Here is a 21054-nt window from a genome sequence, read left to right on the forward strand (position 1 = left end):
GGCACTCCCCCATGCGCATCACCCGATCCCTCTCCGCGATCACGGCCGTCGCCGCGGTCTTCGCGGTCGCCGCGTGCGGCGGCACCGGCGGCGGTACCGGCTCCTCCGACACCGTCACCGTCTACAGCGCCGACGGCCTCGGCGACTGGTACAAGGCCGAATTCGAGGACTTCACTAAGCACACCGGCGTCAAGGTCGCCCTCGTCGAGGCCGGTTCGGGCGAGGTCGTCTCCCGCGCCCAGAAGGAGAAGGCGAACCCGCAGGTCGACGTGCTCGTCACGCTGCCGCCGTTCATCCAGCAGGCACAGCAGCAGGGCTCGCTGGTGAAGTCCGACGTCGACACCTCCGCGGTGCCCGCCCAGCTCAAGGCCGCCGACGGCACCTACGTCGCCGTGGTCAACAACTACTTCGCGATGATCCGCAACACCGCGGCGCAGCCCAAGCCCGCCGACTGGGCCGAGTTCACCGGACCGGCCTTCACGCAGAAGATCCAGTACTCGACGCCCGGCAAGGCCGGCGACGGCACCGCCCTCCTGCTGCTCCTGCAGCACATCATGGGCAAGGAGGCCGCGCTGAAGTACCTCGCCGACCTCCAGCCGAACAACGTCGGCCCCTCGACGTCCACCGGCAAGCTCGGCCCCAAGACCTCGAAGGGTGAACTGACCGTCGCGAACTCCGACGTCCAGATGGCGCTGGCCGCCATCGCCGCGGACAAGGTCGCCTACGAGGTCTTCTACCCCACTTTCAACGGCAAGCGCACCACGCTGCCGCTGCCGTACTACATGGGCCTCGCCGACAAGGCGCCGCACGCCGCCAACGGCAAGAAGCTCATGGAGCACCTGCTCTCCAAGGACGTGCAGCAGAACGTTCCGGCCCGTGCCTGGGGCGCGCCGGTCCGCTCGGACGTCACGGCGTCCGGGCCAGAGGCCGACGCCTTCCGCAAGGCCCTCGACGGCGTCGAGATTTGGTACCCCAACTGGGACGAGGTCCTGGGCGGGCTGGACACCGACGTCAAGAGCTATGAAAAGGCGACGGGTCAGTGACCGCGCCGAAGCACACCGTCGGGGCACCGAAGGGGCTCGACGACGACGCCGTGGATCGGACGGTCCGCCGCACGGTGGCGGTCGGAGTGGAGAACGTCAGCGTCGCCTACGGCGACACGGTCGCCCTGCGGGACTGCAGTTTCGAGGTCGCGCGCGGCGAGACCGTCGCGCTGCTGGGGCCGTCGGGGTCCGGCAAGTCCACCGCCCTCAAGGCGATCGCCGGCTTCGAGCAGGTGTCCGCGGGCACCGTGACCATCGACGGCCGCGACGTGACGCGCCTGTCCCCCGCGAAGCGCGGCATCGGCATCGTCGTGCAGAGCTACGCCCTGTTCCCGCACATGACGGTCGCGAGGAACGTCGCCTTCGGCCTGCGTTCGCGCGGCGCCGACCGGTCGGAGATCGGGCCCCGCGTCGCGGAGGTGCTCGGCATGGTCGGGATGGCCGAATACGCGGATCGTCTGCCGCGGCAGCTGTCCGGCGGCCAGCAGCAGCGCGTCGCGATCGCCCGCGCGCTGGCCACCCGCCCGAACGTCGTGCTGCTCGACGAGCCGCTCTCGGCCCTCGACGCCGGGATGCGCAAGGACATGCTCGGCGAGCTGCAGCGCCTGCGCGCCGAGCTGCCCGACGTCGCGATGGTCTACGTGACGCACGACCAGAGCGAGGCCCTCGCGCTGGCGGATCGCGTCGCGATCATGCGCGACGCGAGGCTCGAGGCGATCGGCACGACCGAGGAGCTGTTCCACCGCCCGCCGACGCGGTTCACCGCGACGTTCCTCGGCGGCGCCGACGTCCTGCCGGGCGGGACGCTGCGCACCGCGCGGCCGCTGCCCGACGGTGACCACCTCCTCGCGGTCCGGCCGTGGGCGTGGCGGTTCACGCGCACGGCACCGTCGAACGGCCTACGGGTCACCGTCGAGCAGGAGCAGTGGCGCGGCGCGGTCCGGCACGTGACGGCGCGGGTCGCCGAGACGGGCGAGACGATCGGCGTCGACGTACCGGTGCTCACCGAGGCACCGCTCAAGGCCGAGACGCTGTGGGTCGAGGTCGATCCCGCCGACGTGATGGTGGTGCCGCGGTGACGGCCGTCCTCGACGCGCCGCCCGCGCCCCCGGCCCCGCCCGCCGGCCCGTCGTTCACGGTGCCGCGCTGGGTGTGGGTGCTGCCGCCGGTCGCGTTCATCCTCGTCGCCGTCGTGTACCCGCTGGTCGGGATCGTCGCGCGCACGTTCACCGACAAGGCCGAGCGCCCCGCCGGTCTCGCGACCTGGCGCGAGACCCTCACCGACGGGGCCGTCCTGAGCGCCCTGGGCACGACGGTGAAGGTCGCGGCGCTGTCGACCGCCGGGTGCCTGGTCGCAGGCACCTTCCTCGCGCTGGTGCTCGCCTTCGTGCCCTTCCCGGGCGCGGCGGCCGTCTCGCGCCTGATCGAGGTCGTGGTCTCGTTCCCCAGCTTCCTGATCCCGCTCGCGCTGGGCGTGCTGCTCGGCCCGGTCGGCGTGGCCCAGTCGCTCGGCGTCCCAACGGGCTCGTTCACCACGTCGCTGTGGGGCGTCGTGCTCGCGGAGATCGCCTTCTACACGCCGTTCGTGGTGCGGCCGATGCTCGCCGCCTTCGGCCAGTTCCCGACGGTGCAGATCGACGTCGCGTCGTCGCTGGGGGCCGGCCCGCTGCGGATCATCGCGCGCGTGATCCTGCCGGCCGTGCTCCCGGCGCTGGCCGCCGCGGGTTCGCTGACCTTCTTGTTGACGCTCAACGAGTTCGGGATCGTGCTGTTCACCGGCGCCAAGGACGTCATCACGGTGCCGATGCTCATCTACACCCGCTCGATCGTCGGGCAGGACTTCGCCTCGGCGGCCGTCCTCGCGACGGTGCAGCTGCTCATCTCCATCGGCGCGTACGTCGCGTACCGCCTGCTCATGAAGAAGGGAGTGCGCTGATGCTGGTGCGCAATCCGGCGGCCCGCGTGGCCGTGTGGGCGGCCTTCGCCGTGGTCCTGCTGACGCTGGTGATCACGCCGATCGCCGTCACAGTGATCACGGCGTTCAGCGCGAGCTGGACGTCGGTCCTCCCCTCCGCGCTGACGACGGACCACGTCGCGGACGTCTTCACCCCCGAGAACGCGGCGAGCATCGGCGTCTCGGTCCAGACCGCGCTCCTCGCCTCCGCGCTCGCGGTGGTGGCCGGGACGTGGGCGGCGGTGGCGGTGCCGAGCCTGCCCGGGCGGCTCCGCGGCGCCGTCGACGCGTTCTTCCACCTGCCCGTCGCCGTTCCGTCGGTGGTGGTCGGCCTCGGTGTGCTCGTGGCCTTCTCGGCACCGCCGCTGGTGCTGGGCGGCACCCCGTCGATCGTGATCCTGGTGCAGGCGATCCTGGTCTTCGCGTTCGCCTATTCGATGGTCTCGGCGGCGGTCGCGCAGCTGGATCCGATGCTGGACAAGGTCGGCGGCTCGCTCGGGGCCTCGCCGCTGCGCCTGCTGCTGACGGTGCGCCTGCCGCTGCTGCTGCCGTCGATCGCCGCGGCGGCCGGACTGTCGGTGGCGCTGTGCATGGGCGAGCTCGGCGCGACGATCATGGTCTACCCGGCGTCGTGGCGCACCCTGCCCGTCACGGTGTTCACCCAGTCGGACCGCGGGGATCTGTTCGGCGCGGCCGCGAACACGATGTTCCTCGTGCTGGTCACCGTGGTGATCCTCGGCGTGCTCTCGGCGTTCCGGCGGCGCGCCCGCTAGCGACGGCCAGGAGAGTATCGACCACCTCGCGCGGTGCGGCGTCCTTGCGTCGCACCGAGCGCAGGCGTCGGTGCAGGTCGACGCCGTCGGTGGGGATCTCGACGAGCCGGCCGTCGCGCAGCTCCGCGGCCACGGCGAGTTCGCTGAGCACGGCGGCGCGGCCGCCCGCGGCGACCATGATCTTCACGGCGGCGTTCGTGCCGAGCGCGATGGATCGCGGGTTCGGCTCGAACCCGACTCGCCGCAGCGCGGCCTCGAGCGCGTCGCGGGTGCCGGCCCCGGGTTCGCGGGTGACCAGCGGCAGTTCCGCGAGCTCCGCCGCGGTCACGGGACGGTCGTCCCGCCGCCGGGCCAGACGGTCCCCCGGCGCGGCGACCAGCACCATCCGGTCGGTGCGGACGGTCCGCGAGGCGAGGTCGTCGGGCACCGTCGGACCCTCGATGAAGCCCAGGTCCGCGACGTGGCCGCGCACCTCGGCGATGACGGCGGCGGAATTGCCGACGGTGAGGTGCACGGGCTCGTCGGTGTGCTCGCGCAGCCGGGCGAGCCACGCCGGCATGAGGTACTCGGCGATGGTCTGGCTGCAGGCGATCCGCACGGTGTGGTCGAAGCGGAGCGCCTCCGCGCCGGTCTGCAGGGCGTCCATCGCGGCGGTCACCGAACGCGCCCATTCGGTGACCGCGGCACCCTCCGGGGTGAGCTCCGCTCCGCGGGTGCGGCGGTCCAGGAGGTCGAGCCGGAGTTGCCGTTCCAGGTGACGCAGGCGCGAGCTGGCGCTGGGCTGGGAGATCGCGCACGCGCGTGCCGCGGCCGAGATCGACCCGAGATCGGCCACGGCCACGAGAAGGCGCAGGGATTCCACCGACGGCGTTTCCATAGCTTGATTCTATGGGTAAATAGGTGCCCTGTGGGTTCTGGATGCCTCGATCGGGCGACAGAGTGGTCTCATGCACGCGATGACCACCGCCGACCGCGCCGCCGGCCCCGCCCCGTCCGGGTTGCTGCGCGACCTCCGCAGCCCCCGGGAGGCCGTCTCCAACCTCACGCCGAACTGGTTCGCCTCGGTCATGGGGACCGGCATCATCGCCAACGCGGCTGCGGGTCTCCCCGTCCACGTGCCCGGCCTCCGCACCGCGGCCGCCGCGGTGTGGGTCCTGGCGGCGGCCCTGCTCGCCGTGCTCACCGCCGGCACCGTCGCGCACTGGATCCGGTACCCCGCGTTCGCCGGCCGGCACCACCGCGACCCGGTGATCGGCAACTTCTACGGTGCGATGGCGATGGCCTTCCTCACCGTCGGCATCGGCGCGGTGCTCGTCGGCCGCGACTGGATCGGACTGACGGCCGCCCTCGCACTGGGCACCACCCTGTGGGTGATCGGCACGGCGCTCGGCCTGTTCTTCGCCCTCCTCATCCCGGTACTGATGGCCCGCGGCGGGCACTACCGCACGGACGCCGCGTTCGCGGGCTGGCTGATGCCCGTCGTCTCCCCGATGGTCACCGCCGCCGGCGGCGCGGTGCTGCTCCCGTACGCAGCGGAAGGCGGCGTGCGCACCGCGCTGCTGTGGTTCAGCTGCGGCTGCTTCGCGTTCACCCTCGTCGCGTCGCTGATCGTGCTGCCCGCGGTGCTACTGCGCCTGGTGCGCGGCCCCCTCTGGGCGCCGGCGATGATCCCCACCGCGTGGATCGTGCTCGGCCCGCTCGGGCAGTCGATCACCGCGGCGAACGGCCTCGGCTCCACCGCGCACCTCGCCGTGGGCCCCGACCTGGCCGCCGGCCTGCAGCGCTTCGGCACGGACTACGGCTGGAGCGTCACGGTGGCCGTCCTGATGTGGACCGCGGTCGCACTCGTCCTCACCGCCCGCACCGCGCTGGGGACGACGGACGGGCTGCCGTACGCCCTGACCTGGTGGTCCTTCACCTTCCCCGTCGGGACCTGCGCCACCGGCTTCAGTGCGATGGCGGCGGCGACGGGCGCCACCGGATACGCCGTGCTCGCGATCGTCTTCTTCCTCGGCCTGGTGGCGGGATGGGTCACCGCGGCACGCGGTACCTTCGCCCGCGCCGTCGTCAGCGGCTCGCTCCTCCGCCACCCCGACCTCGCCGCGTGAGTCGCCCTAAACGCAGCCGCCTGCCCAGCAAGTCAAAAACCTTGCGTTAAGCCTTAGCAAGTCCATACACTTGCGTCATGTTCGTGCTCACCACCGACCAACGGGGCAGCCGCTCCGACTCCGACCGGGTCGAGGCGGCGCGCGCCCTCTTGGCCCCCCTCGCGTGGCTCCGCGCGCCCGACCGGACTGCGGGCGACGAACTGCAGGCCGTCACCGACGACGCCGCAGTAGCCGTCGACGCCGCCCTCGCGCTCCTCGCCGACGGGCACTGGAGCATCGGGATCGGCGCCGGCCCCGTGGAGCGGCCGCTGCCCGCGCAGACCCGGGCGGGCCGCGGACGGGCCTTCGAGGCGGCACGCGAAGCGGTCGAGGCCGCGAAGGGCACGGCCGTGCCGCTGCAGGTCCGGGCCGACGACGGGGCCGCGGCGGCGCGCGCCGAGGCGATCCTGTCGGTGCTCGGCCTTATCGTGGGCCGCAGATCACGGGAGGGACAGGAGGTGACCGCCTTGCTGAACACGGGAATGTCGATCACGGCGGCCGCGGCGGAGCTCGGCGTCTCGCGGCAGGCCGCGTCGCAGCGCGCGGCGGCGGCGGGCTGGTCGGTGGAGCCGGCGGGCCGCGCGCTCGCCGTCGAACTGTTGGCCGCGGCCGATCACGGCACGGGGGCGGCTCGATGATCGCGGTCGTGATCGCACTGCTGCTCGCCGCGACAGTGGCCGGCGTCCTCGCGGCGCGACGCGGCGCGCGCGGACCGGCGGGAATGGTCTGGGCCGCGGTTCCGGCGGTCCTCGTCGGAGCGGCGGCCGTCGTCGCGCTCGCCGCCCCGGCGGCGACCGGCTTCGGCCTGGCCGCGGTGCGGGTCGCCGCTGTGCTGGCCGCGATGGCGGGCGGCAGCGCGCTGGTCACGGCCGCGTTCGCGCTGGCCGGCGCCACGGGCGAGGACGAGCCCGACGGCGACACCGCGCCCACGGAGGGCCCGCCCGCCGACGGTGATCCTTCGGGCGGCGAGCCCGGGCGTGGCGACCCGCCGGACGAGCCGGTGCCCGACTCTCCCCTGCGCGGCGGGCTGGCGATCGGTGTCCTCGAGCGGGCCGCCATCGCGGTGTGCGTGCTCGCGAACTTCGGCGGCGGCCTCGCGGTCATCGTCGCCGCGAAGGGCCTCGCGCGCTATCCCGAGCTGCGCCACCCCGGCGCGGCGGAGCAGTTCATAATCGGCACCTTCGTCTCGGTGCTCTGGGCCGTCGCGTGCGCCGGTGTGGCGGTGGCCCTCGGACGCTGACCAGTGCCGGGTGGCAACCCCGGTGTGGTGTCAGCTCTCGTGCGGCGGTACCTGTCCCGGCTGCTGCGCCTCGGACGGCGCGAGGCTCTGCCAGCGCGTGTGCCCCTGGCCCAGCGGGCTCGCCGACTGGCCGCTGGGGAGCTGTGCGGTGACCTCCGACAGGGATTCCGTCGACGCCTCCTGCGCCGAGGGCGCGGACGCGGAGGTCGCGATCGGCGCGTCGGGCACCTCGTCTTTCGTCACGACCACGGGCGCCACGGGCTCCGGCGTGTCGAACCAGCCCTCGGTGTCGATGTCCGGCGCGGTGCCCGGCGCGTCCTCGGAGGGCTCGAACCGGAAGACCCCGTCGGATCCGGGCGTGCCGAGGTTGCGCATGAAGCCCTGGAGGGCGGCGTTGAAGTCGCTCGGCACCACCCACACCTTGTTCGCGTCGCCCTGCGCCATCTCCGGCAGGGTCTGCAGGTACTGGTAGGCGAGCAGCTCGGGCGTCGGACGCCCGGACTTGATCGCGGAGAAGGTGGTCTCGATCGCCTTCGCCTCGCCCTGGGCCTCCAGGTACGCGGCGGCGCGACGCCCCTCGGCGCGCAGGATCTCCGCCTGCCGGTCGGCCTCCGCACCGAGGATCGCGGCCTGCCGCTCGCCCTCCGCCAGCAGGATCCGGCTGGCCTTGTCGCCCTCGGCCGACTTGATCGCGGCCTCCCGGTGCCCCTCGGCGGAGAGGATGGTGGCCCGCTTCTCGCGGTCGGCCTTCATCTGCTTCTCCATCGACTCCTGGATCGACGGGGGCGGGAAGATGGACTTGAGCTCGACGCGGGCGACGCGCAGGCCCCACCGCGACGTGGCCTCGTCGAGCACGCCGCGGAGCTGGCCGTTGATCTTCTCGCGCGAGGTCAGCGTCTCCTCCAGCGTCATCCCGCCGACCACGTTGCGCAGCGTGGTGGTGGTGATCTGCTCGACGCCGACCACGTAGTTGCTGATCTCGTAGACCGCCGCCTCGGGCCGGGTCACCTGGAAGTAGACGACGGTGTCGATGTTCACCGTGAGGTTGTCCTGCGTGATCACCGGCTGGGGCGGGAAGGAGACCACCTGCTCGCGCAGGTCCACCCGCGCGCGGACCTTGTCGACGAACGGGATCAGCAGTGCCAGTTGCCCGGACACCGTGCGCGTGTACCGGCCGAGCCGCTCGATCACCGCGGCCTGCGCCTGCGGAACGAGCACCAGCGACTTCACCAGTACGACCACCGCCGCGAGGATCAGTACGAGGAGTACGACCAGTCCGATTCCTATGCCCTCCATGGATCTTCCTCTCCGTTGGTCTTCGGTCAGCTGTCGACCACGACGGCGACCGCGCCGTCGATCTCGACGATGGTCACCTCCACGCCCACCGCGATCGGAGCACCGTCGTACGGCGTCCGCGCGGACCATTCCTCCCCGCCGATGAGTACGCGGCCGGCCTCGCCCGAGACGGACTGCAGCACAGTCGCCTTCATGCCGGGGAGCGATTCCAGGTACGACGGTGCCTCGCCCCGCCTGCTCTCGACGTACCGCCGCAGCGGCGGGCGCGCCAGCAGGAGCAGCAGCACCGACGAGACCGCGAAGACGACGCCCTGCGCCCACATCGGCAGGTCGAAGACGCCCGTCGCGCCCGCGGTGACGAGCGCCCCGCCGCCGAGCATGAGCAGGGTGAACTCGCCGGCCGCCGTTTCCGCCACGGCCAGCAGGATCGCGCCGATGAGCCAGAGCGCCGCTGCCATACCTCGATCCTGCCAGAACCGGACACCCACGGCGAGGACCCAACGTGTTAGGTTCGCCTTAGTGATCGACGACGGGGGTCCCATGCACACACAGGGCGAGAGCATCCATCTGGCCACCCGCGACGGGCGCACGCTGCACGCCGCAACACTGCCCGGCCCGGCGGGCGCTCCGACGATCGTCTTCGAGGCCGGCGCGGGCGGAACCCGGTCTTCCTGGGGCGCAGTCCAGCCCGCGGTAGCCGCCTTCGCGCCCACTGTCGCCTACGACCGGTCGGGCCTCGGCCGCAGCGAGCCCGACGCGGCGGACCGCACCTTCGGGCGGATGGCCGACGACCTGAACGACCTGCTCGACGGCCTCGCCGACGGCGACGACACCCGGTTCGTGCTCGTCGGCCACAGCCTGGGCGGAGTGATCGTGCGCCTGGCCGCGTCGCGTCGTCCGGAGCGGATCGTTGGACTCGTCCTGGTGGACCCGTCGGACGAAGCGGCGGAGGACATGTTCCGCGGGAACGTCGAGCGCCGGGCGGCGATCTCGACGGCGATCATGAAGGTCGTCGCGCGCACCGGGATCCTCCGGCTCCTCGGCGGCGTCCTGTTCCGCTCCGCCCCGAAGGACGTGCGCGCCGACCTCACGCGTGAGGCGGCCACCCCGCGCGCCGTCGACACGATGACGCAGGAGCTGAAGACCTTCTACCCGGAGCTGCAGTCGTGGCAGCGCGCCGCGCCCGACCTCGGCGATCTGCCCGTCACCGTGATCTCGGGGGCGAAGAGCGGGGGCCTCGGAAAGGCGGTGCGCGCGCGGGTCAACGAGGCGCACGCCGGGCGGGCCGCCACGTCGCCGACCGGACGGCACGTCGTGGCCGCGAACTCAGGACATCAGGTCCCGCTGACCGACCCGGACGTGATCGTCGAGGAGATCCGTCGCCTCGCGTCCGAGCCGGCCGCCGAGAAGGGCTGAGTCAGAGCGGGTACGGCGGCGCGCCGACGCCGACCAGGCGGTAGGTGCCCCACACGGTCTTGTCGGTGACCATGGCCGGCGAGGCCTCTCCCCCGCCGACGGACACGGTGACGCTGCCGCGGGGCATCTTCTTCAGCGCCGCACCGATCTCCAGATCATCGACGGTGCCGTACCAGTGGTAGTTGCCGTCGAGCGGCTCGAGGTGCCCCGCGAGCCGGACGGGCGAGACGGCCTCGAAGTCGCCGGAGCGGAGCACCGCCTCGCCGGCGTAGACGCCCTCGTCGCGCACGTGGTCGTTGGACAGGTCGATCGCGTCCCGGTCCGGTCGCGACGGCACGCGCCGCCCCCGGTGGATCCACCGCGCCGTCACCGGCGGCCGCGACAGCAGGCGCGTCGCCGCCTCCGTGTACATCCACCGCAGCCACGCGTCCAGCGTGTCGAGCTGGTGCGCGGAGCCGTCGGTGAGCACCAGGTTGGGCACCCCGTCGACGAGCATTCCGAGGTAGGCGCGCTCGGCGTCCGCGGGCCCGACGGTGCCCGGCGGCGCGACGCGCGGGTCGAGCGCGGGGACCTCGATCGCGGCCGTCGTCCCGGCGAGCACGACGAGGTCGTAGTCCGTCACGCCCGCTGGTGTGGTCAGCGTCCACGCGTCGCGGTCGGGCCGGAACCGCAGGTCCGCCACGTCCGACGGTGCCACCACGGCCCCGTCGACCCCGGGGACGCGCGACCCGATGACGACGATCCGCGGCTGCTCCGCCGACGTCACGCGAGGAACCCCGCCTTCTTCCACGACCACCGGGCGAACGACCCCATCAGGCCGACGGAGTCGAGGAAGCGACCGAGGTCGCGGAAGCCGTCCTGCTTGGCCTTGATGTGGTGCGGGTTGGTGATCGCGGCGCGGTAGGCGGCCTTCGGGTCGAGGCCGACGCGGGCGTACATGCGCGGATTGGCGAACAGCATCCGGAAGCCGAAGGCCGCGCCGGCGTGCAGGTTCCCGACGAGCAGCGTCTGCAGCCGGGTGCGGTCGGCGACGCCGCGGCGTGCGCCGTCGCGGGCGTAACCGATGTGCCGCGCCTCCTCGGTCACGTGGATCTGCATGAGCCGCGCGACGATGGGCTGCAACTCCGGGTCGTCCTTGATCTGCCGCTGCTGGGCGTCGAAGATCTCCTCGCCGACGAGGGCGGCGATCCACACCGCCTGGCCGCGGATCACCGGGGCGAGAACGTACTTCACGACGGCCAGCTGCCAGCCCCGCAGGCGGTAGGGCCGCTCGCCGACACGGTCGATGACCTTGCCGAACATCACCATGTGGCGGCATTCGTCGCCCATCTCGGTGAGCGAGTAGAAGGCGTCGCGCGAGGTGGGGTCCTTGGACAGGAGGTCGCGGAGCAGGAGGCGGTTGAGGAGGTTCTCGAACCAGATGCCCATCGACAGCAGGTTGACCATCTCCTGGCGGGAGAGGGCGATCTGCTGCTCGCGGGTCATGCCGTTCCAGATGTCCGTGCCGTAGAGGGTGCACATGTGCGGCGGCAGGAAGAACTTGTCGGGGTCGATCGGGGCGTCCCAGTCGATGTCGACGACGGGCGCGTAGGAACGCTTGACGGAGCCGCCGAGGAGCCGGTCGGCAACCGCATCGCGGGTACGTTCGGGCAGAGTCGTATCGGTCATGTGGCGAACGTAACACCACAGCCGGACAGTCCGCAATGAACTGTCTATTCGAGCAGCTCCTGGGCGTGTCAAGGAGCGATCGTCGCGCGCACCGGGAGGACGAAGGCCTGGGCGTACCGTCGGCCGGCCTCGACGTTCGCCGAGCTCGGGCCCCGGTGGTCGGCATCATCGACGAGCCCGTCGACGGGCGGCAACGGCGTCAGCAGGAGGGAGTGCAGCTGCCGGACGAAGTAGTCGGCGAAGGCGTGCACGTCGGCACCGTCGCGGTACTCGCCGCGCCGGATCTCCCCCAGGAAGAACCGCCGCCCCTGCTGGATCTGCGGCGAGTCACCGGTGATGTACGGCAGCAGCAGCGCCGGGTTCGAGGCGAGCACGTGCTGCAGCGCGCGGTGCTCCCGCAGGTAGGCGTAGGCGTAGCCGAAGCCGGACGCCAGCCGCTCGTCGTTGTCGGTGATCTCGTCGGCGAAGTCGTGGATCCGGCGGTAGAACTTGTCGAGCTCGCTGGCGACCAGTGCTTCGACCAGCGCGTCCTTGCCGGTGAAGTGCTGGTAGAGCGTCGCCCGCGCCAGGCGGGCGCGCTTGGCCAGCGCGCCCATCGAGATCCGCGTCAGGCCGGCCTCGTCGACCCAGTCGAGAGCGGCGCGCAGGATCTGCTGCCGGGTGTCGGGTTTCGTCGTCGGGGTCGATGCCACCTGCGGATTCTACAACTGCGACCGCAAGGGCCGCGGTCAGGAAGCGGGATCGGTGACGAAGTCCACGAGCCGCTCGACGGCGCCGATGAGCGAGGCGTCGAGGTCGCGGAAGGAGGTGACCGCGCCCTGCACCCGGCGCCAGCCGTCCTGCGGCGAGCCCCAGCCGAGGCGCGCGCAGGTGCCGGTCTTCCAGTCCTCACCGCGCGGCACGTCGGGCCAGGCCGCGATGCCCACGGACGAGGGCTTCACCGCGGCCCAGATGTCGATGAACGGGTGGCCGGTGACCATGACGTACTTCCCGAGCGACTGCGTCATCCGGGACTCCTTGGAGCCCTCGACGAGGTGGTCGGCGAGCACGCCCACCTTGCGGCCGGGGCCGGGCTGGAACTCGGCGAGCCGGGCGCCCAGGTGGTCGAGGCCCTCGAGCTGCTCGACGACGACGCCCTCGACCCGCAGGTCGTGGCCCCAGACGCGCTCGACGAGCGCGGCGTCGTGGATGCCCTCGACCCAGATCCGGCTGGGAAGTGCGACGCGGGCCTTCACGCCCTCGACGCGGGTCGAGCCCGACGCGCTGCGCTGCGGTCCCGACGGTGCCGTCGCCCGCGGCTTCACCAGGGTGACGGGCCTCCCATCGATGAGGAAGGCGGCCTTGCGCATCGCGAAGACGCGGACGACGCCGCGGCCGTCCTCGAGCTTGACGAAGTCGCCGTCGTAGCTCTTGTCGAAGCCGACGACGGCCCCGCAGAAGCCGGTCGCCGCGTCCTCGACGACGAGGTCGCGGTCGGCGGGAACCTCGGGGACCACCCGCGCCCTCTTGCTCGCGTGCCCCGCGTAGATGTCGCCATAGCCGTGTCCCACGGCGGATGATTCTACGGCGCGGGATCCACGTAGTGTTGGAAGCCGTAGCGCGTGTGCGGCCCGATCGCGCCGAACTCGAACAGGCCCTCGCCCTCCTCGGTGCGCCCGTCGGGATGCCGGACGGTGCAGGTCGCGAGGTACTCGACCGGCACCAGCATCGTGAGGTTGACGTCGAGCTCGGACACGCGGAACCGCCGGCCCTCGGCCTTCTCCTCGCCCTGCCACATGCCGTGCCGCCAGTCCTGGTCGAGGCCGTAGCCGGTGCCGAAGCCGAAGTGATTCGCGGTGGTGATGCGCACGTCGACGGTGGTGGCGGCACCGTCGGACCCCGTGAAGACGAGCCGGGCGGCCCGGGCCTGCCGGGTGCCCGGCACGAAGTCGATGTCGTGCGCGACGTGGCCGAGCCAGCGCGGTTCGGAGCCGTCGTGCGGGATCCAGGTGGCGTCCTCGACGACGGGGCGGCCCCGGACGTCCTCCTGCAGCACGACGCAGATCGCGGCGTCGGCGGTGGTCAGGACGGAGTAGATCCAGAAGAAGTTGCCGGCCTCGGTGACGCGGCGGCCGGGCGGCTCGGCCTCGCCGACGGGGCGCACGCCCCAGGAGCGGTCGCGGTTGCCGCGCCAGGTGCTCGCGTCGAACGTGTTCCCGTCCACCGTGAGACTGCCCGCCCAGGTTCCGACCTGCACGAACCGCTGGGTGTCGAAGGTGACGCGCTCGAGTTGGCGGTGGAAGTGCCGCGGCTCGAGGTGCGCGGGGCCGGCGCCGGTGAAGGTGAGGTCGAAGGCGAGGTCGTAGTCCGCACCGGGCTCGAGGGCGACGCGCAGGCGCTGCAGCCCGTCGAGCACCTCGACGCGCATCGGCCCGACGGCGGTGTCGACGCGGTCGGCGCCGAGGGCCTTGGAGGCGCGGAAGACGATCTGGTCGTCGCCGTGCCGGGCGACGGCGAAGCAGTCGACGACGCCCAGGTTCGGGTAGACGCCGAGGCCGAGCACGAGGAAGGGCTCGTCGGCGGTGCCGTTGTGGGCGTTGAAGTAGTAGCGGTCGTAGAAGTTGCGGTCCGACGTCGCGGGATGGCGGATCACCTCCGCGACCTGGTGGATCGGGTAGTCGTCGAAGGGCGACAGCGTCATACGACGGACTCCCAGTACGTGCCGGCGAGCATCTTCTCGATGCTGGCGCGGTGCAGGATCATGTCGTCGGGGTTCTCCGGCGCGACGGCGGCGCCGAAGTCGATGGCCCGGGTCTGGATCCGGTACATGATCACGCCGTGCACGATGGCCGCGTAGGCGGTGTAGAAGTCCATGTCACGGCGCACGTGGCCGGTGCGGTCGGCGTACCGTCGCTCGATGTCCTGCCGGCGCAGGAAGCCCGGGAGGCCCGGCAGGCCGGCGAGCTCGGCGAGGTCCTGGAAGAAGCGGTGCAGGTAGACGAACCAGCCGAGGTCCAGCTCGCACGGGCCGACGGTCGCCATCTCGCAGTCGAGCACGGCGACGGGCGTGTTACCCGCCGGGCCGCCGAACATGAGGTTGCCGATGCGGGCGTCGCCCCAATTGAGCACCTGATCGGCGTGCGGCGGGAGGTTCTCCTCGGCCCACGCGAGCGCGCGATCCAGCAGCGGTGCCCCGCCGTGCTTCTGCGCCGCCCAGTCGTAGAACGCGCGGAGCCGGCGCAGATGCGCGGCGAGCGCGGTTTCCCCCGGCTCGGGCGTCGGGATGAGGCCGTCGGCGGGGGCGGGCACGGCGTGGATCGTGGCGATCACGTCGACGGAGGCGTCGGCCAGCTCGCGCAGATCCGCGTCGGTGGAGTCGGGCCGCCAGGCACCGAAGGTGTAGGGCATGACGTCGGGCGGGACGTCGCCGTCGACGCGGCCCATGACGAGGAACGGCGCGCCGATCACCGCCGGGTCCTCCTCGACCCACAGGCACGACGGCGCCGCGACCCCGTACGAGGCGACGTGCCGCATCACAGCGAACTGGGCGGGCAGGTCGTAGGTCGGGAACACCGGGTCGGACTCCGGCCGGGGTGCCACGCGGATGACGAGTCGTCGCTCCTCGTCGCCGAACCGGACCGTAGCGAGGAGGGTCTCGCTCGACATGCCGTTGCCCTCGGGCAGGTGCAGGTCGAGCACCTCCGCGCCCGGCTCGCGCGCGGCGAACCACTGCTGCAATTGGGCGCGCACCTCGTCCGGGGTGCGCTGCGAGGAGGCCGGGCGGGCCTGCTCGGCGAAGGTGTCCGATTCGGTCATGCAGGTCAGGGTAGATCCGCGCAGGCTTCGCTAGAACATGTTTCAGAAATCTCGCGGCAGCGGCGTGGCGGGCGTGGGCGCTGCGATGTGGGCTCCAGCGGCACGGGCACACCGTATCCCGGGAGTCGCGCCGCTGGGGCGCACATCCCAGCGGGTGCCGCGACTAGGATGAATGGCCATGAGCTCCCCCGTCGTCACCCTCGCCCGCCGCGCCACCGCGGGGCCCGCCCAGGGCTTCGCGGTGTGGTCGGCGGCCTGGCTGGCGGGCTCGGCGGGCACGGACGAACTGCTGGAGGCGCTCGGCGAGTGGGCGCCGGTGCAATCGGTCGTGGACGGCGACCTCCCCGATCTGCTGGCCGAGATCCGAGCGCTGGAGCCGCACACCGTCCGGCTGCTGTTGCCCGCGCCGGGTGACGCGCGGGGCCTGCCCGCGGGCACCGACCTGGAGGAAGCGGCGATGGCCCGCGGCGAGGTGGTGCTCTTCGACGGCGCGACGTCCACGATCGCCCTTGTGCCGACGCCCGAGGCCGCCGACGTGATGCGCTGGCAGGCCTTCCTGCACGAGCCCGCGCTCGTCGACCCGGATCCGATCTCGCTCGGCGCGGCGGAGCACGCGCTGCGGGACGCCGTCCGCGAGGCGCCGTCGGCCCTGGCCAGCCTGCCGCCCGCGCCCGACGACGCATCGGATCCGCGTGGCGTCGTCATGGAGCTGACCCGCTACCTGGGCGCGCACCGACTGCCCCTCGGGGCCACCGAGCGGGCGCACCGCGTGCTCGACAGCGCCGGGATGGTGGAGGCGATCCTCCTGGTCGCGGGCGCGGAGAACCCGTACGCCGGGCTCACCCTCGCGTCCGCGCAGGGCGGCGACGCCGCCTACCGCGACCTGTGGCGCACCGTCCGCGCCGCGCGGGTGGCCGCCGTCAACGCGGTGTGCCGCGACGAACTGCGCGGAGCGTTCTGAAACCGCCGTTCAGATGAGGGACGCTCGTAATACTGCGCCGCGGATCAGCTGAGCGCGGGTTTCAGGTGCGAACCGGGCGCCGCACCGCCGGGCAGCAGCCCTCGACGCAGGCGGCGCCGTCGACGCTGACGCCGAGCCCGCTGGACCTGCCCGCATCCGCGTCGTCGACGAGGTCGGCGACCATCGCGGCGAACCGCGGGTCGTGGATCGGGGTCGCGGCGCGCGCGAAGGGCATGCCCAGTTCCGCCGCGAGATCGCGCGCCTCGGTGTCGAGGTCCCAGATCACCTCGAGGTGGTCGGAGATGAAGCCGATGGGCACGACCGCCACGCCGGGCACCCGCTCGTCCCACAGCGCCTGGATGTGGTCGCAGATGTCGGGCTCGAGCCACGGCACCTGCGGCGGGCCGGAGCGGGACTGCCAGACCACGTCGTGATCCATCCCCAGCCGGGCGGCGACGTTCGCGGCCGCGTCCCGGACCTGGCGCGAGTACAGGTTGGACACCCCGGGCGGGCCCGCGTTCACGTCCGCGGCCTCCGGGATCGAGTGCGCGGTGAACACCAGGCGCGAGCCGACGGGCACCGTCGACAGGGCGGCCTGCGCAGCGTCCGCGAAGCAGTCCAGGAACAGCTCGTGATCGTGGAACTGCGGCAGCTTGGTCAGCCGCGGCGCCCCGGGACCCACGGCCGCGAGGGCGCGGGCGATGTCCTCGTCGTACTGCCGGCAGCCGGAGAAGCCGCCCCAGGCGGAGGTCGCGAAGACGAGCGCGTCGCGCACGCCGTCGTCCTTCATGGTCCGCACGGTGTCCTCGACCATCGGATGCCAGTTCCGGTTGCCGAAGTAGACGGGCAGCTCCCGGCCCCGCCGGCCGAACTCCGCCGACACGGCCGCGATCAGCGATCGGTTCTGCTCGTTGATCGGCGAGACGCCGCCGAACCGCAGGTAGTGCTGTTCGACGGCGTCCAGACGCTCAGGCGGTACGCCGCGACCACGCACGACGTTCTCGAGGAACGGCCGAACGTGGTCGGGGTGCTCGGGCCCGCCGAAGGAGAGCACGAGCAGCGCGTCGTGGGTCACGACTGCGCGTTGATCATGTCCTCGGGGAACCAGGTGTTGTGGCTGGCGCCGCCGTCGACGTAGACGATGGAGCCGGTGGTGCCGGGCAGCCAGTCGGAGAGCAGCGCGCAGATGCTCTTGCCAACGACCTCCGGGTCGTCGACGTTCCAACCGATGGGCGACGCGCCGTCCCAGTACTGGTTGAGCATGTTGAGCTTCTTGGCGTCGTCCGTCGCGGTGCCCGAGATCGCCTTGGCGGCGAGGGTCTTGATCGGTCCGGCGGCCACGAGGTTCGAGCGGATCTTCTTGGCGTAGCCGACCTCGCGCGCGACGTAGCGGTTGACCGACTCGAGGGCCGCCTTCTGCACGCCCATCCAGTTGTAGTCGGGCATCGCGGTGCGGGGGTCGAAGTCCATGCCCACGATGGAGCCGCCCTCGTTCATCACGGGCAGCACGGCGCGCGCCAGCGAGGCGTAGCTCCACGCGGAGATCTCGAAGGACTTCGCCACGTCGGGGCCGGGGCCCTCGAGGAAGGGCAGCGCGTCGGGGCCCATGAGGGTGCGCGGCGCGAAGGCGATGGAGTGCAGCACGCCGTCGACGCCCTCGGGCGCGAGCTCGCGGACCTTGTCGGCCAGGCCGCCGAGGTACTCCTCGTCGGTGATGTCGAGCGGGATCGCCGGCGGCACCTCCTGCGGGAGTCGCTTGGCGATCCGGTCGATCAGGCGGAGCCGCTCCGGGATGCCGGTGATGATCACCTTGGCGCCCTGCTCCTGGGCCACCTTGGCGGCCGAGAAGGCGATGGAGGCATCGGTGATGATGCCGGTGATGAGGATGGTCTTGCCTTCGAGCAGTCCGGTCACGGACGTGCCTCCTTCTGGGTGTGGGCTGGTTCGACGGTGCTGCGGTGCGGGCCTAGTGGCCCATGCCCAGGCCGCCGTCGACGTTGATGACGTTGCCGGAGACGTACGAGGAGTCGTCCGAGGCGAGGAACGAGACCACGGCCGCGACCTCCTCGGGCTGGCCCATCCGCTTCGCGGGGATGGCCTGCTTGACGGCGGTCTCGGTGTACTCGGCGGGGAGATCGCGGGTCATGTCCGTGTCGATGAGGCCGGGCGCGATCACGTTGGCGGTGACGTTGCGGGCGCCGAGCTCGCGGGTGACCGAGCGGGCGAGGCCGATGACGCCGGCCTTCGACGAGGCGTAATTGGCCTGGCCGGGCGTGCCCATGAGGCCGACGACCGAGCCGAGGTAGATGAAGCGGCCCCAGCGGTTCTTGAGCATGTCGCGGGTGGCGGCCTTGGTGACGCGGAAGGCGCCCGTGAGGTTCGAGTTGATGACCTTCTCGAAGCTCTCGACGCTCATGCGCATGAGCAGGGTGTCCTCGGTGATGCCGGCGTTGGCGACCACCACCTCGACGGGGCCCTGGTGCTCGGCGACGGTCTTGAACGCGGCGTCGACCGACTCGGTGTCGGTGACGTCGCACTGCACGCCGAACAGGCCCTCGGGGGCGCCGGAGCCGCGGTGCGTCACCGCGACCTTGTGGCCATCGGCGGCGAGGCGCTGCGCGATCGCGAGGCCGATACCGCGGTTGCCGCCCGTGACGAGGACGGACCGGGGCGTGAATTCAGAAGTCGACATGGATGACAACGTATCAATCGCGCTCGCGACCCGGGAAATCTCCGGGCACGCGAGTCGTCGGACGGTGGCACCGGGCGGGCACCGTCGTCACCGATCGACGCTTCCGGTACCGATCACGGGAGGCGCCGGTTGAAGGCGACCGCCCCGGCGGCGCCGAGCACGAGCAGGCCGGTGGCCCAGAGCACCCAGATCCGCGAGTTGTCGCCCTTCTGCATCTCCCAACCGATCTCGTCGCGCAGGGTGCCGTAGGCCTCGTTGAGGTCGCTCAGCGACGAGGCGGAGAAGAACTGGCCGCCGGAGAGGTCCGCGATCTGCTTGAGGGACGCGTCGTCGACGGGGACGGGGATGTTCTGGCCTTCGATGTTCACGGTGCCGTTGGGTGTGCCGAAAGAGATGGTGGAGATCGGGATCCCCGCCTCCTTCGCCTTGCGGGCGGCGGTGAACCCGCCGCGCGGGTCGTCGAGGTCGGTGGGAACCGTCTGCTTGCCGTCGGACTCGAGGATGATCCGGGCGGGCGGCGCGTTGTCCTTGCCGCCGAGGACGTCCCGGATGTTGGTGATCGACTGGATCGCCGCGTAGATGCCCTCGCCGGTCGCGGTGCGCTGCGCCAGGTCGAGGTGGTCGATCGCGTTGGTCGCGAGCGACCGGTCCGGCGTCGGCGAGACCAGCAGCTGCGCCGTCCCGGCGTACGAGACGATGCCGAGGTTCATGCCCTGCGGCAGCTCCCCGACGAACTTCTTCGCGGCCTCCTTCGCCGCGTCCAGTCGGTTCGGACTGACGTCGGTGGCCTGCATCGACAGCGAAGTGTCGATGACGAGCACGACGGTGGCCTTGCTCCGCGGCACCTTGCGCATCGCCTGCGGGCCGGACAGCGCGACCATGAGCAGGATCAGGCCGATACTCAGCAGCGCGATGGGGACGTGTCGCCACCGGTTGGGACCGGGCGGTGCCACGGAGTCGAGCACCGACATGTTCGCGAACTTCAGCGCGCGCTTGCTGCGCCGCCGCTCGTTGTAGACGTACCCCGCCAGGATGGCGAGCACGACGAGGATGCCGAGCAGCCAGATCGGGGTGGCGAGCGAGGTCAATCCGCCCATCTCAGGAAGCACCAGCCAATCCACGTCGACGCGCAGCGACGAACCGCACGATGTCGGCGAGCCAGTCGCGGTCGGTGCGCAGTTCGAGGACGGGCGCGCCGACGCCACGGAGCGTGCGGGCCACCTGCTTGCGGTGCTCCTGCGCCGCGGCGGCGAACCGCTGCTGCAGCTCGGGGGTCACGGTCAGTTCGCGCACAGCGCCGGACTCGGCGTCTCGGAGCGCGATCTCGCCGACGGCCGGGAGCTCGACGTCGCGGGGGTCGAGGACCTCCACGGCGAGCACCTCGTGCCGCGCCGCGATGCCGCGGAGCTCGCGGACGTAGTCCACGTCGCCGAGGAAGTCGCTGATCACCACGACGAGGCCGCGGGGCTGTTCGGGCCGGCGGAGGGCGTCGAGGGCGATGCGCAGGTCGCCGCGGGTGCCCTCGACGGCGCGCGGCGCCGTCGCGATGGCCTTGAGCACCTTCTGCCTCTGCGCGCGACCGGATTTCGGCTGCACCCGCACCAGCTGGGCGCCATTGGTGACGAGGCAGCCGACGCGGTTCGCGGCGCCGCTCACCAGGTGCACGACGGCGGCCGACGCGGCGACGGCGAGGTCGCGCTTGGTGCCTCCCGTGGACCCGAAGTCCATCGAGGCGGACAGATCCACGACGATCCAGGTCTGCAGCTCGCGGTCGGCGATCATCTGCCGCACGTGGGGGTGCGTCGTGCGGGCGGTGACGGACCAGTCCATCAGGCGCACGTCGTCGCCGGGCGTGTACGGGCGCGACTCCCCCGGCTCGGAGCCGGGACCGGGGAGCAGTCCCTGGTGATCGCCCTTGAGGACGCCGTCGAGCCGCCGGCGCACCAGCAGTTCGAGCATCTTCAGCGACGCCTGCATCCGGGTCTCGTCGACCTCGCCGGCGGCGAAGCTCGGGAGCGGGCTGTGCCGGGAGCCGGGGCCGCTCGGGGTGCCGGGAGGGGGGCCGGAGG

General features: G+C 72.1%; 23 protein-coding genes. 9 read left to right on the forward strand and 14 right to left on the reverse strand.

Features of this window, described 5'->3' with window-relative positions:
* Positions 1 to 11: 11 nt before the first annotated feature.
* From ACM9LD_RS23615 to ACM9LD_RS23630, 4 genes are read left to right on the forward strand one after another with little or no spacing between them, the layout of a single operon-like run.
* A complete protein-coding gene (locus tag ACM9LD_RS23615; protein ID WP_415678956.1) occupies positions 12 to 1043 on the forward strand; it encodes a 2-aminoethylphosphonate ABC transporter substrate-binding protein in 1032 nt (343 codons plus the stop codon).
* A complete protein-coding gene (locus tag ACM9LD_RS23620) occupies positions 1040 to 2122 on the forward strand; it encodes an ABC transporter ATP-binding protein (protein WP_415678957.1) in 1083 nt (360 codons plus the stop codon). The genes ACM9LD_RS23615 and ACM9LD_RS23620 overlap by 4 nt, the downstream gene beginning before the upstream one ends.
* A complete protein-coding gene (locus tag ACM9LD_RS23625; protein WP_415678958.1) occupies positions 2119 to 2979 on the forward strand; it encodes a 2-aminoethylphosphonate ABC transporter permease subunit in 861 nt (286 codons plus the stop codon). Before ACM9LD_RS23620 ends, ACM9LD_RS23625 begins: the two co-directional genes overlap by 4 nt.
* Positions 2979 to 3770: an ABC transporter permease gene (locus ACM9LD_RS23630; RefSeq protein WP_415678959.1), complete on the forward strand. Its 792-nt coding sequence runs from the start codon at positions 2979 to 2981 to the stop codon at positions 3768 to 3770. Before ACM9LD_RS23625 ends, ACM9LD_RS23630 begins: the two co-directional genes overlap by 1 nt.
* Here the strand turns inward: ACM9LD_RS23630 and ACM9LD_RS23635 are convergent.
* Positions 3718 to 4647: a LysR family transcriptional regulator gene (locus ACM9LD_RS23635; protein WP_415678960.1), complete on the reverse strand. Its 930-nt coding sequence runs from the start codon at positions 4645 to 4647 to the stop codon at positions 3718 to 3720. The two genes, ACM9LD_RS23630 and ACM9LD_RS23635, sit on opposite strands and share 53 nt — an antisense overlap.
* 70 nt (positions 4648 to 4717) lie before the next feature.
* Here ACM9LD_RS23635 and ACM9LD_RS23640 point away from each other — a divergent pair, with 70 nt between their 5' ends.
* From ACM9LD_RS23640 to ACM9LD_RS23650, 3 genes are all read left to right on the forward strand, one after another.
* Positions 4718 to 5878, forward strand: a complete 1161-nt coding sequence (locus ACM9LD_RS23640; protein ID WP_415678961.1) for a TDT family transporter — start codon at positions 4718 to 4720, stop codon at positions 5876 to 5878.
* 77 nt (positions 5879 to 5955) lie between these two features.
* Positions 5956 to 6555, forward strand: coding sequence for a hypothetical protein (locus ACM9LD_RS23645; protein WP_415678962.1), 600 nt, complete (start codon positions 5956 to 5958; stop codon positions 6553 to 6555).
* A gap of 8 nt (positions 6556 to 6563) precedes the next feature.
* Positions 6564 to 7157, forward strand: coding sequence for a hypothetical protein (locus tag ACM9LD_RS23650; RefSeq protein WP_415678963.1), 594 nt, complete (start codon positions 6564 to 6566; stop codon positions 7155 to 7157).
* Positions 7158 to 7187: 30 nt separating this feature from the next.
* Here ACM9LD_RS23650 and ACM9LD_RS23655 read toward each other — a convergent pair whose 3' ends face one another.
* A complete protein-coding gene (locus tag ACM9LD_RS23655; protein ID WP_415678964.1) occupies positions 7188 to 8453 on the reverse strand; it encodes an SPFH domain-containing protein in 1266 nt (421 codons plus the stop codon).
* Between the two features lie 26 nt (positions 8454 to 8479).
* Positions 8480 to 8911 carry an NfeD family protein gene (locus ACM9LD_RS23660; protein WP_415678965.1) on the reverse strand — a complete coding sequence of 144 codons (432 nt, stop codon included), beginning with the start codon at positions 8909 to 8911 and terminating at the stop codon, positions 8480 to 8482.
* 82 nt (positions 8912 to 8993) lie between these two features.
* Between ACM9LD_RS23660 and ACM9LD_RS23665 the strand changes: the two genes are divergently transcribed.
* Complete coding sequence (locus ACM9LD_RS23665; protein ID WP_415678966.1) at positions 8994 to 9869, forward strand: alpha/beta fold hydrolase; 876 nt, start codon at positions 8994 to 8996, stop codon at positions 9867 to 9869.
* A gap of 1 nt (position 9870) precedes the next feature.
* On the opposite strand, the gene ACM9LD_RS23670 is transcribed toward ACM9LD_RS23665, so the two are convergent.
* The 6 genes from ACM9LD_RS23670 to ACM9LD_RS23695 all read right to left on the reverse strand — a co-directional run bounded on the left by ACM9LD_RS23670 (position 9871) and on the right by ACM9LD_RS23695 (position 15332).
* Positions 9871 to 10635, reverse strand: a complete 765-nt coding sequence (locus ACM9LD_RS23670; protein WP_415678967.1) for a DUF4873 domain-containing protein — start codon at positions 10633 to 10635, stop codon at positions 9871 to 9873.
* Positions 10632 to 11537: an AurF N-oxygenase family protein gene (locus ACM9LD_RS23675; RefSeq protein WP_415678968.1), complete on the reverse strand. Its 906-nt coding sequence runs from the start codon at positions 11535 to 11537 to the stop codon at positions 10632 to 10634. Before ACM9LD_RS23675 ends, ACM9LD_RS23670 begins: the two co-directional genes overlap by 4 nt.
* 68 nt (positions 11538 to 11605) lie before the next feature.
* A complete protein-coding gene (locus tag ACM9LD_RS23680) occupies positions 11606 to 12229 on the reverse strand; it encodes a TetR/AcrR family transcriptional regulator (protein ID WP_415678969.1) in 624 nt (207 codons plus the stop codon).
* Between the two features lie 36 nt (positions 12230 to 12265).
* Positions 12266 to 13087: a DUF3097 domain-containing protein gene (locus ACM9LD_RS23685; RefSeq protein WP_415678970.1), complete on the reverse strand. Its 822-nt coding sequence runs from the start codon at positions 13085 to 13087 to the stop codon at positions 12266 to 12268.
* An 11-nt stretch (positions 13088 to 13098) separates the two neighbouring features.
* Positions 13099 to 14217 carry a hypothetical protein gene (locus ACM9LD_RS23690; protein ID WP_415678971.1) on the reverse strand — a complete coding sequence of 373 codons (1119 nt, stop codon included), beginning with the start codon at positions 14215 to 14217 and terminating at the stop codon, positions 13099 to 13101.
* Entirely contained in the window at positions 14214 to 15332 is a 1119-nt protein-coding gene (locus ACM9LD_RS23695; RefSeq protein ID WP_415678972.1) for a phosphotransferase family protein, read from the reverse strand. Before ACM9LD_RS23695 ends, ACM9LD_RS23690 begins: the two co-directional genes overlap by 4 nt.
* A gap of 178 nt (positions 15333 to 15510) precedes the next feature.
* On the opposite strand from ACM9LD_RS23695, the gene ACM9LD_RS23700 reads away from it, so the two are divergent.
* Positions 15511 to 16293, forward strand: a complete 783-nt coding sequence (locus ACM9LD_RS23700) for a hypothetical protein (RefSeq protein ID WP_415678973.1) — start codon at positions 15511 to 15513, stop codon at positions 16291 to 16293.
* Between the two features lie 61 nt (positions 16294 to 16354).
* On the opposite strand, the gene ACM9LD_RS23705 is transcribed toward ACM9LD_RS23700, so the two are convergent.
* The 5 genes from ACM9LD_RS23705 to ACM9LD_RS23725 all read right to left on the reverse strand — a co-directional run bounded on the left by ACM9LD_RS23705 (position 16355) and on the right by ACM9LD_RS23725 (position 20962).
* Positions 16355 to 17368 (reverse strand): ferrochelatase, encoded by a 1014-nt coding sequence (locus tag ACM9LD_RS23705; protein ID WP_415678974.1) that lies wholly within the window; start codon positions 17366 to 17368, stop codon positions 16355 to 16357.
* Positions 17365 to 18207 (reverse strand): NADH-dependent enoyl-ACP reductase InhA, encoded by an 843-nt coding sequence (gene inhA, locus ACM9LD_RS23710; protein ID WP_415678975.1) that lies wholly within the window; start codon positions 18205 to 18207, stop codon positions 17365 to 17367. Before inhA ends, ACM9LD_RS23705 begins: the two co-directional genes overlap by 4 nt.
* A 52-nt stretch (positions 18208 to 18259) precedes the next feature.
* Positions 18260 to 18985 carry a 3-oxoacyl-ACP reductase FabG1 gene (gene fabG1 / locus ACM9LD_RS23715; RefSeq protein WP_355536988.1) on the reverse strand — a complete coding sequence of 242 codons (726 nt, stop codon included), beginning with the start codon at positions 18983 to 18985 and terminating at the stop codon, positions 18260 to 18262.
* A gap of 113 nt (positions 18986 to 19098) precedes the next feature.
* Positions 19099 to 20082 (reverse strand): VWA domain-containing protein, encoded by a 984-nt coding sequence (locus ACM9LD_RS23720; RefSeq protein ID WP_415678978.1) that lies wholly within the window; start codon positions 20080 to 20082, stop codon positions 19099 to 19101.
* Between the two features lies 1 nt (position 20083).
* Entirely contained in the window at positions 20084 to 20962 is an 879-nt protein-coding gene (locus tag ACM9LD_RS23725) for a DUF58 domain-containing protein (protein WP_224645195.1), read from the reverse strand.
* Between the last annotated feature and the right edge of the window lie 92 nt (positions 20963 to 21054).

Origin of the sequence: Tsukamurella hominis (genome assembly GCF_965137015.1) — a bacterium.
In the GTDB taxonomy this organism is placed as follows: Bacteria; Actinomycetota; Actinomycetes; order Mycobacteriales; family Mycobacteriaceae; genus Tsukamurella; species Tsukamurella hominis.

Coding starts and splice junctions, on each gene's coding strand:
- ACM9LD_RS23640 (WP_415678961.1), top strand. CDS start 4,718: ATGCACGCGATGACCACCGCCGACCGCGCCGCCGGCCCCGCCCCGTCC.
- ACM9LD_RS23655 (WP_415678964.1), bottom strand. CDS start 8,453: ATGGAGGGCATAGGAATCGGACTGGTCGTACTCCTCGTACTGATCCTC.
- ACM9LD_RS23645 (WP_415678962.1), top strand. CDS start 5,956: ATGTTCGTGCTCACCACCGACCAACGGGGCAGCCGCTCCGACTCCGAC.
- ACM9LD_RS23690 (WP_415678971.1), bottom strand. CDS start 14,217: ATGACGCTGTCGCCCTTCGACGACTACCCGATCCACCAGGTCGCGGAG.
- ACM9LD_RS23615 (WP_415678956.1), top strand. CDS start 12: ATGCGCATCACCCGATCCCTCTCCGCGATCACGGCCGTCGCCGCGGTC.
- ACM9LD_RS23665 (WP_415678966.1), top strand. CDS start 8,994: ATGCACACACAGGGCGAGAGCATCCATCTGGCCACCCGCGACGGGCGC.
- fabG1 (WP_355536988.1), bottom strand. CDS start 18,985: ATGTCGACTTCTGAATTCACGCCCCGGTCCGTCCTCGTCACGGGCGGC.
- ACM9LD_RS23675 (WP_415678968.1), bottom strand. CDS start 11,537: ATGACCGATACGACTCTGCCCGAACGTACCCGCGATGCGGTTGCCGAC.
- ACM9LD_RS23725 (WP_224645195.1), bottom strand. CDS start 20,962: ATGCAGGCGTCGCTGAAGATGCTCGAACTGCTGGTGCGCCGGCGGCTC.
- ACM9LD_RS23700 (WP_415678973.1), top strand. CDS start 15,511: ATGAGCTCCCCCGTCGTCACCCTCGCCCGCCGCGCCACCGCGGGGCCC.
- ACM9LD_RS23660 (WP_415678965.1), bottom strand. CDS start 8,911: ATGGCAGCGGCGCTCTGGCTCATCGGCGCGATCCTGCTGGCCGTGGCG.
- ACM9LD_RS23720 (WP_415678978.1), bottom strand. CDS start 20,082: ATGGGCGGATTGACCTCGCTCGCCACCCCGATCTGGCTGCTCGGCATC.
- ACM9LD_RS23635 (WP_415678960.1), bottom strand. CDS start 4,647: ATGGAAACGCCGTCGGTGGAATCCCTGCGCCTTCTCGTGGCCGTGGCC.
- ACM9LD_RS23695 (WP_415678972.1), bottom strand. CDS start 15,332: ATGACCGAATCGGACACCTTCGCCGAGCAGGCCCGCCCGGCCTCCTCG.
- ACM9LD_RS23630 (WP_415678959.1), top strand. CDS start 2,979: ATGCTGGTGCGCAATCCGGCGGCCCGCGTGGCCGTGTGGGCGGCCTTC.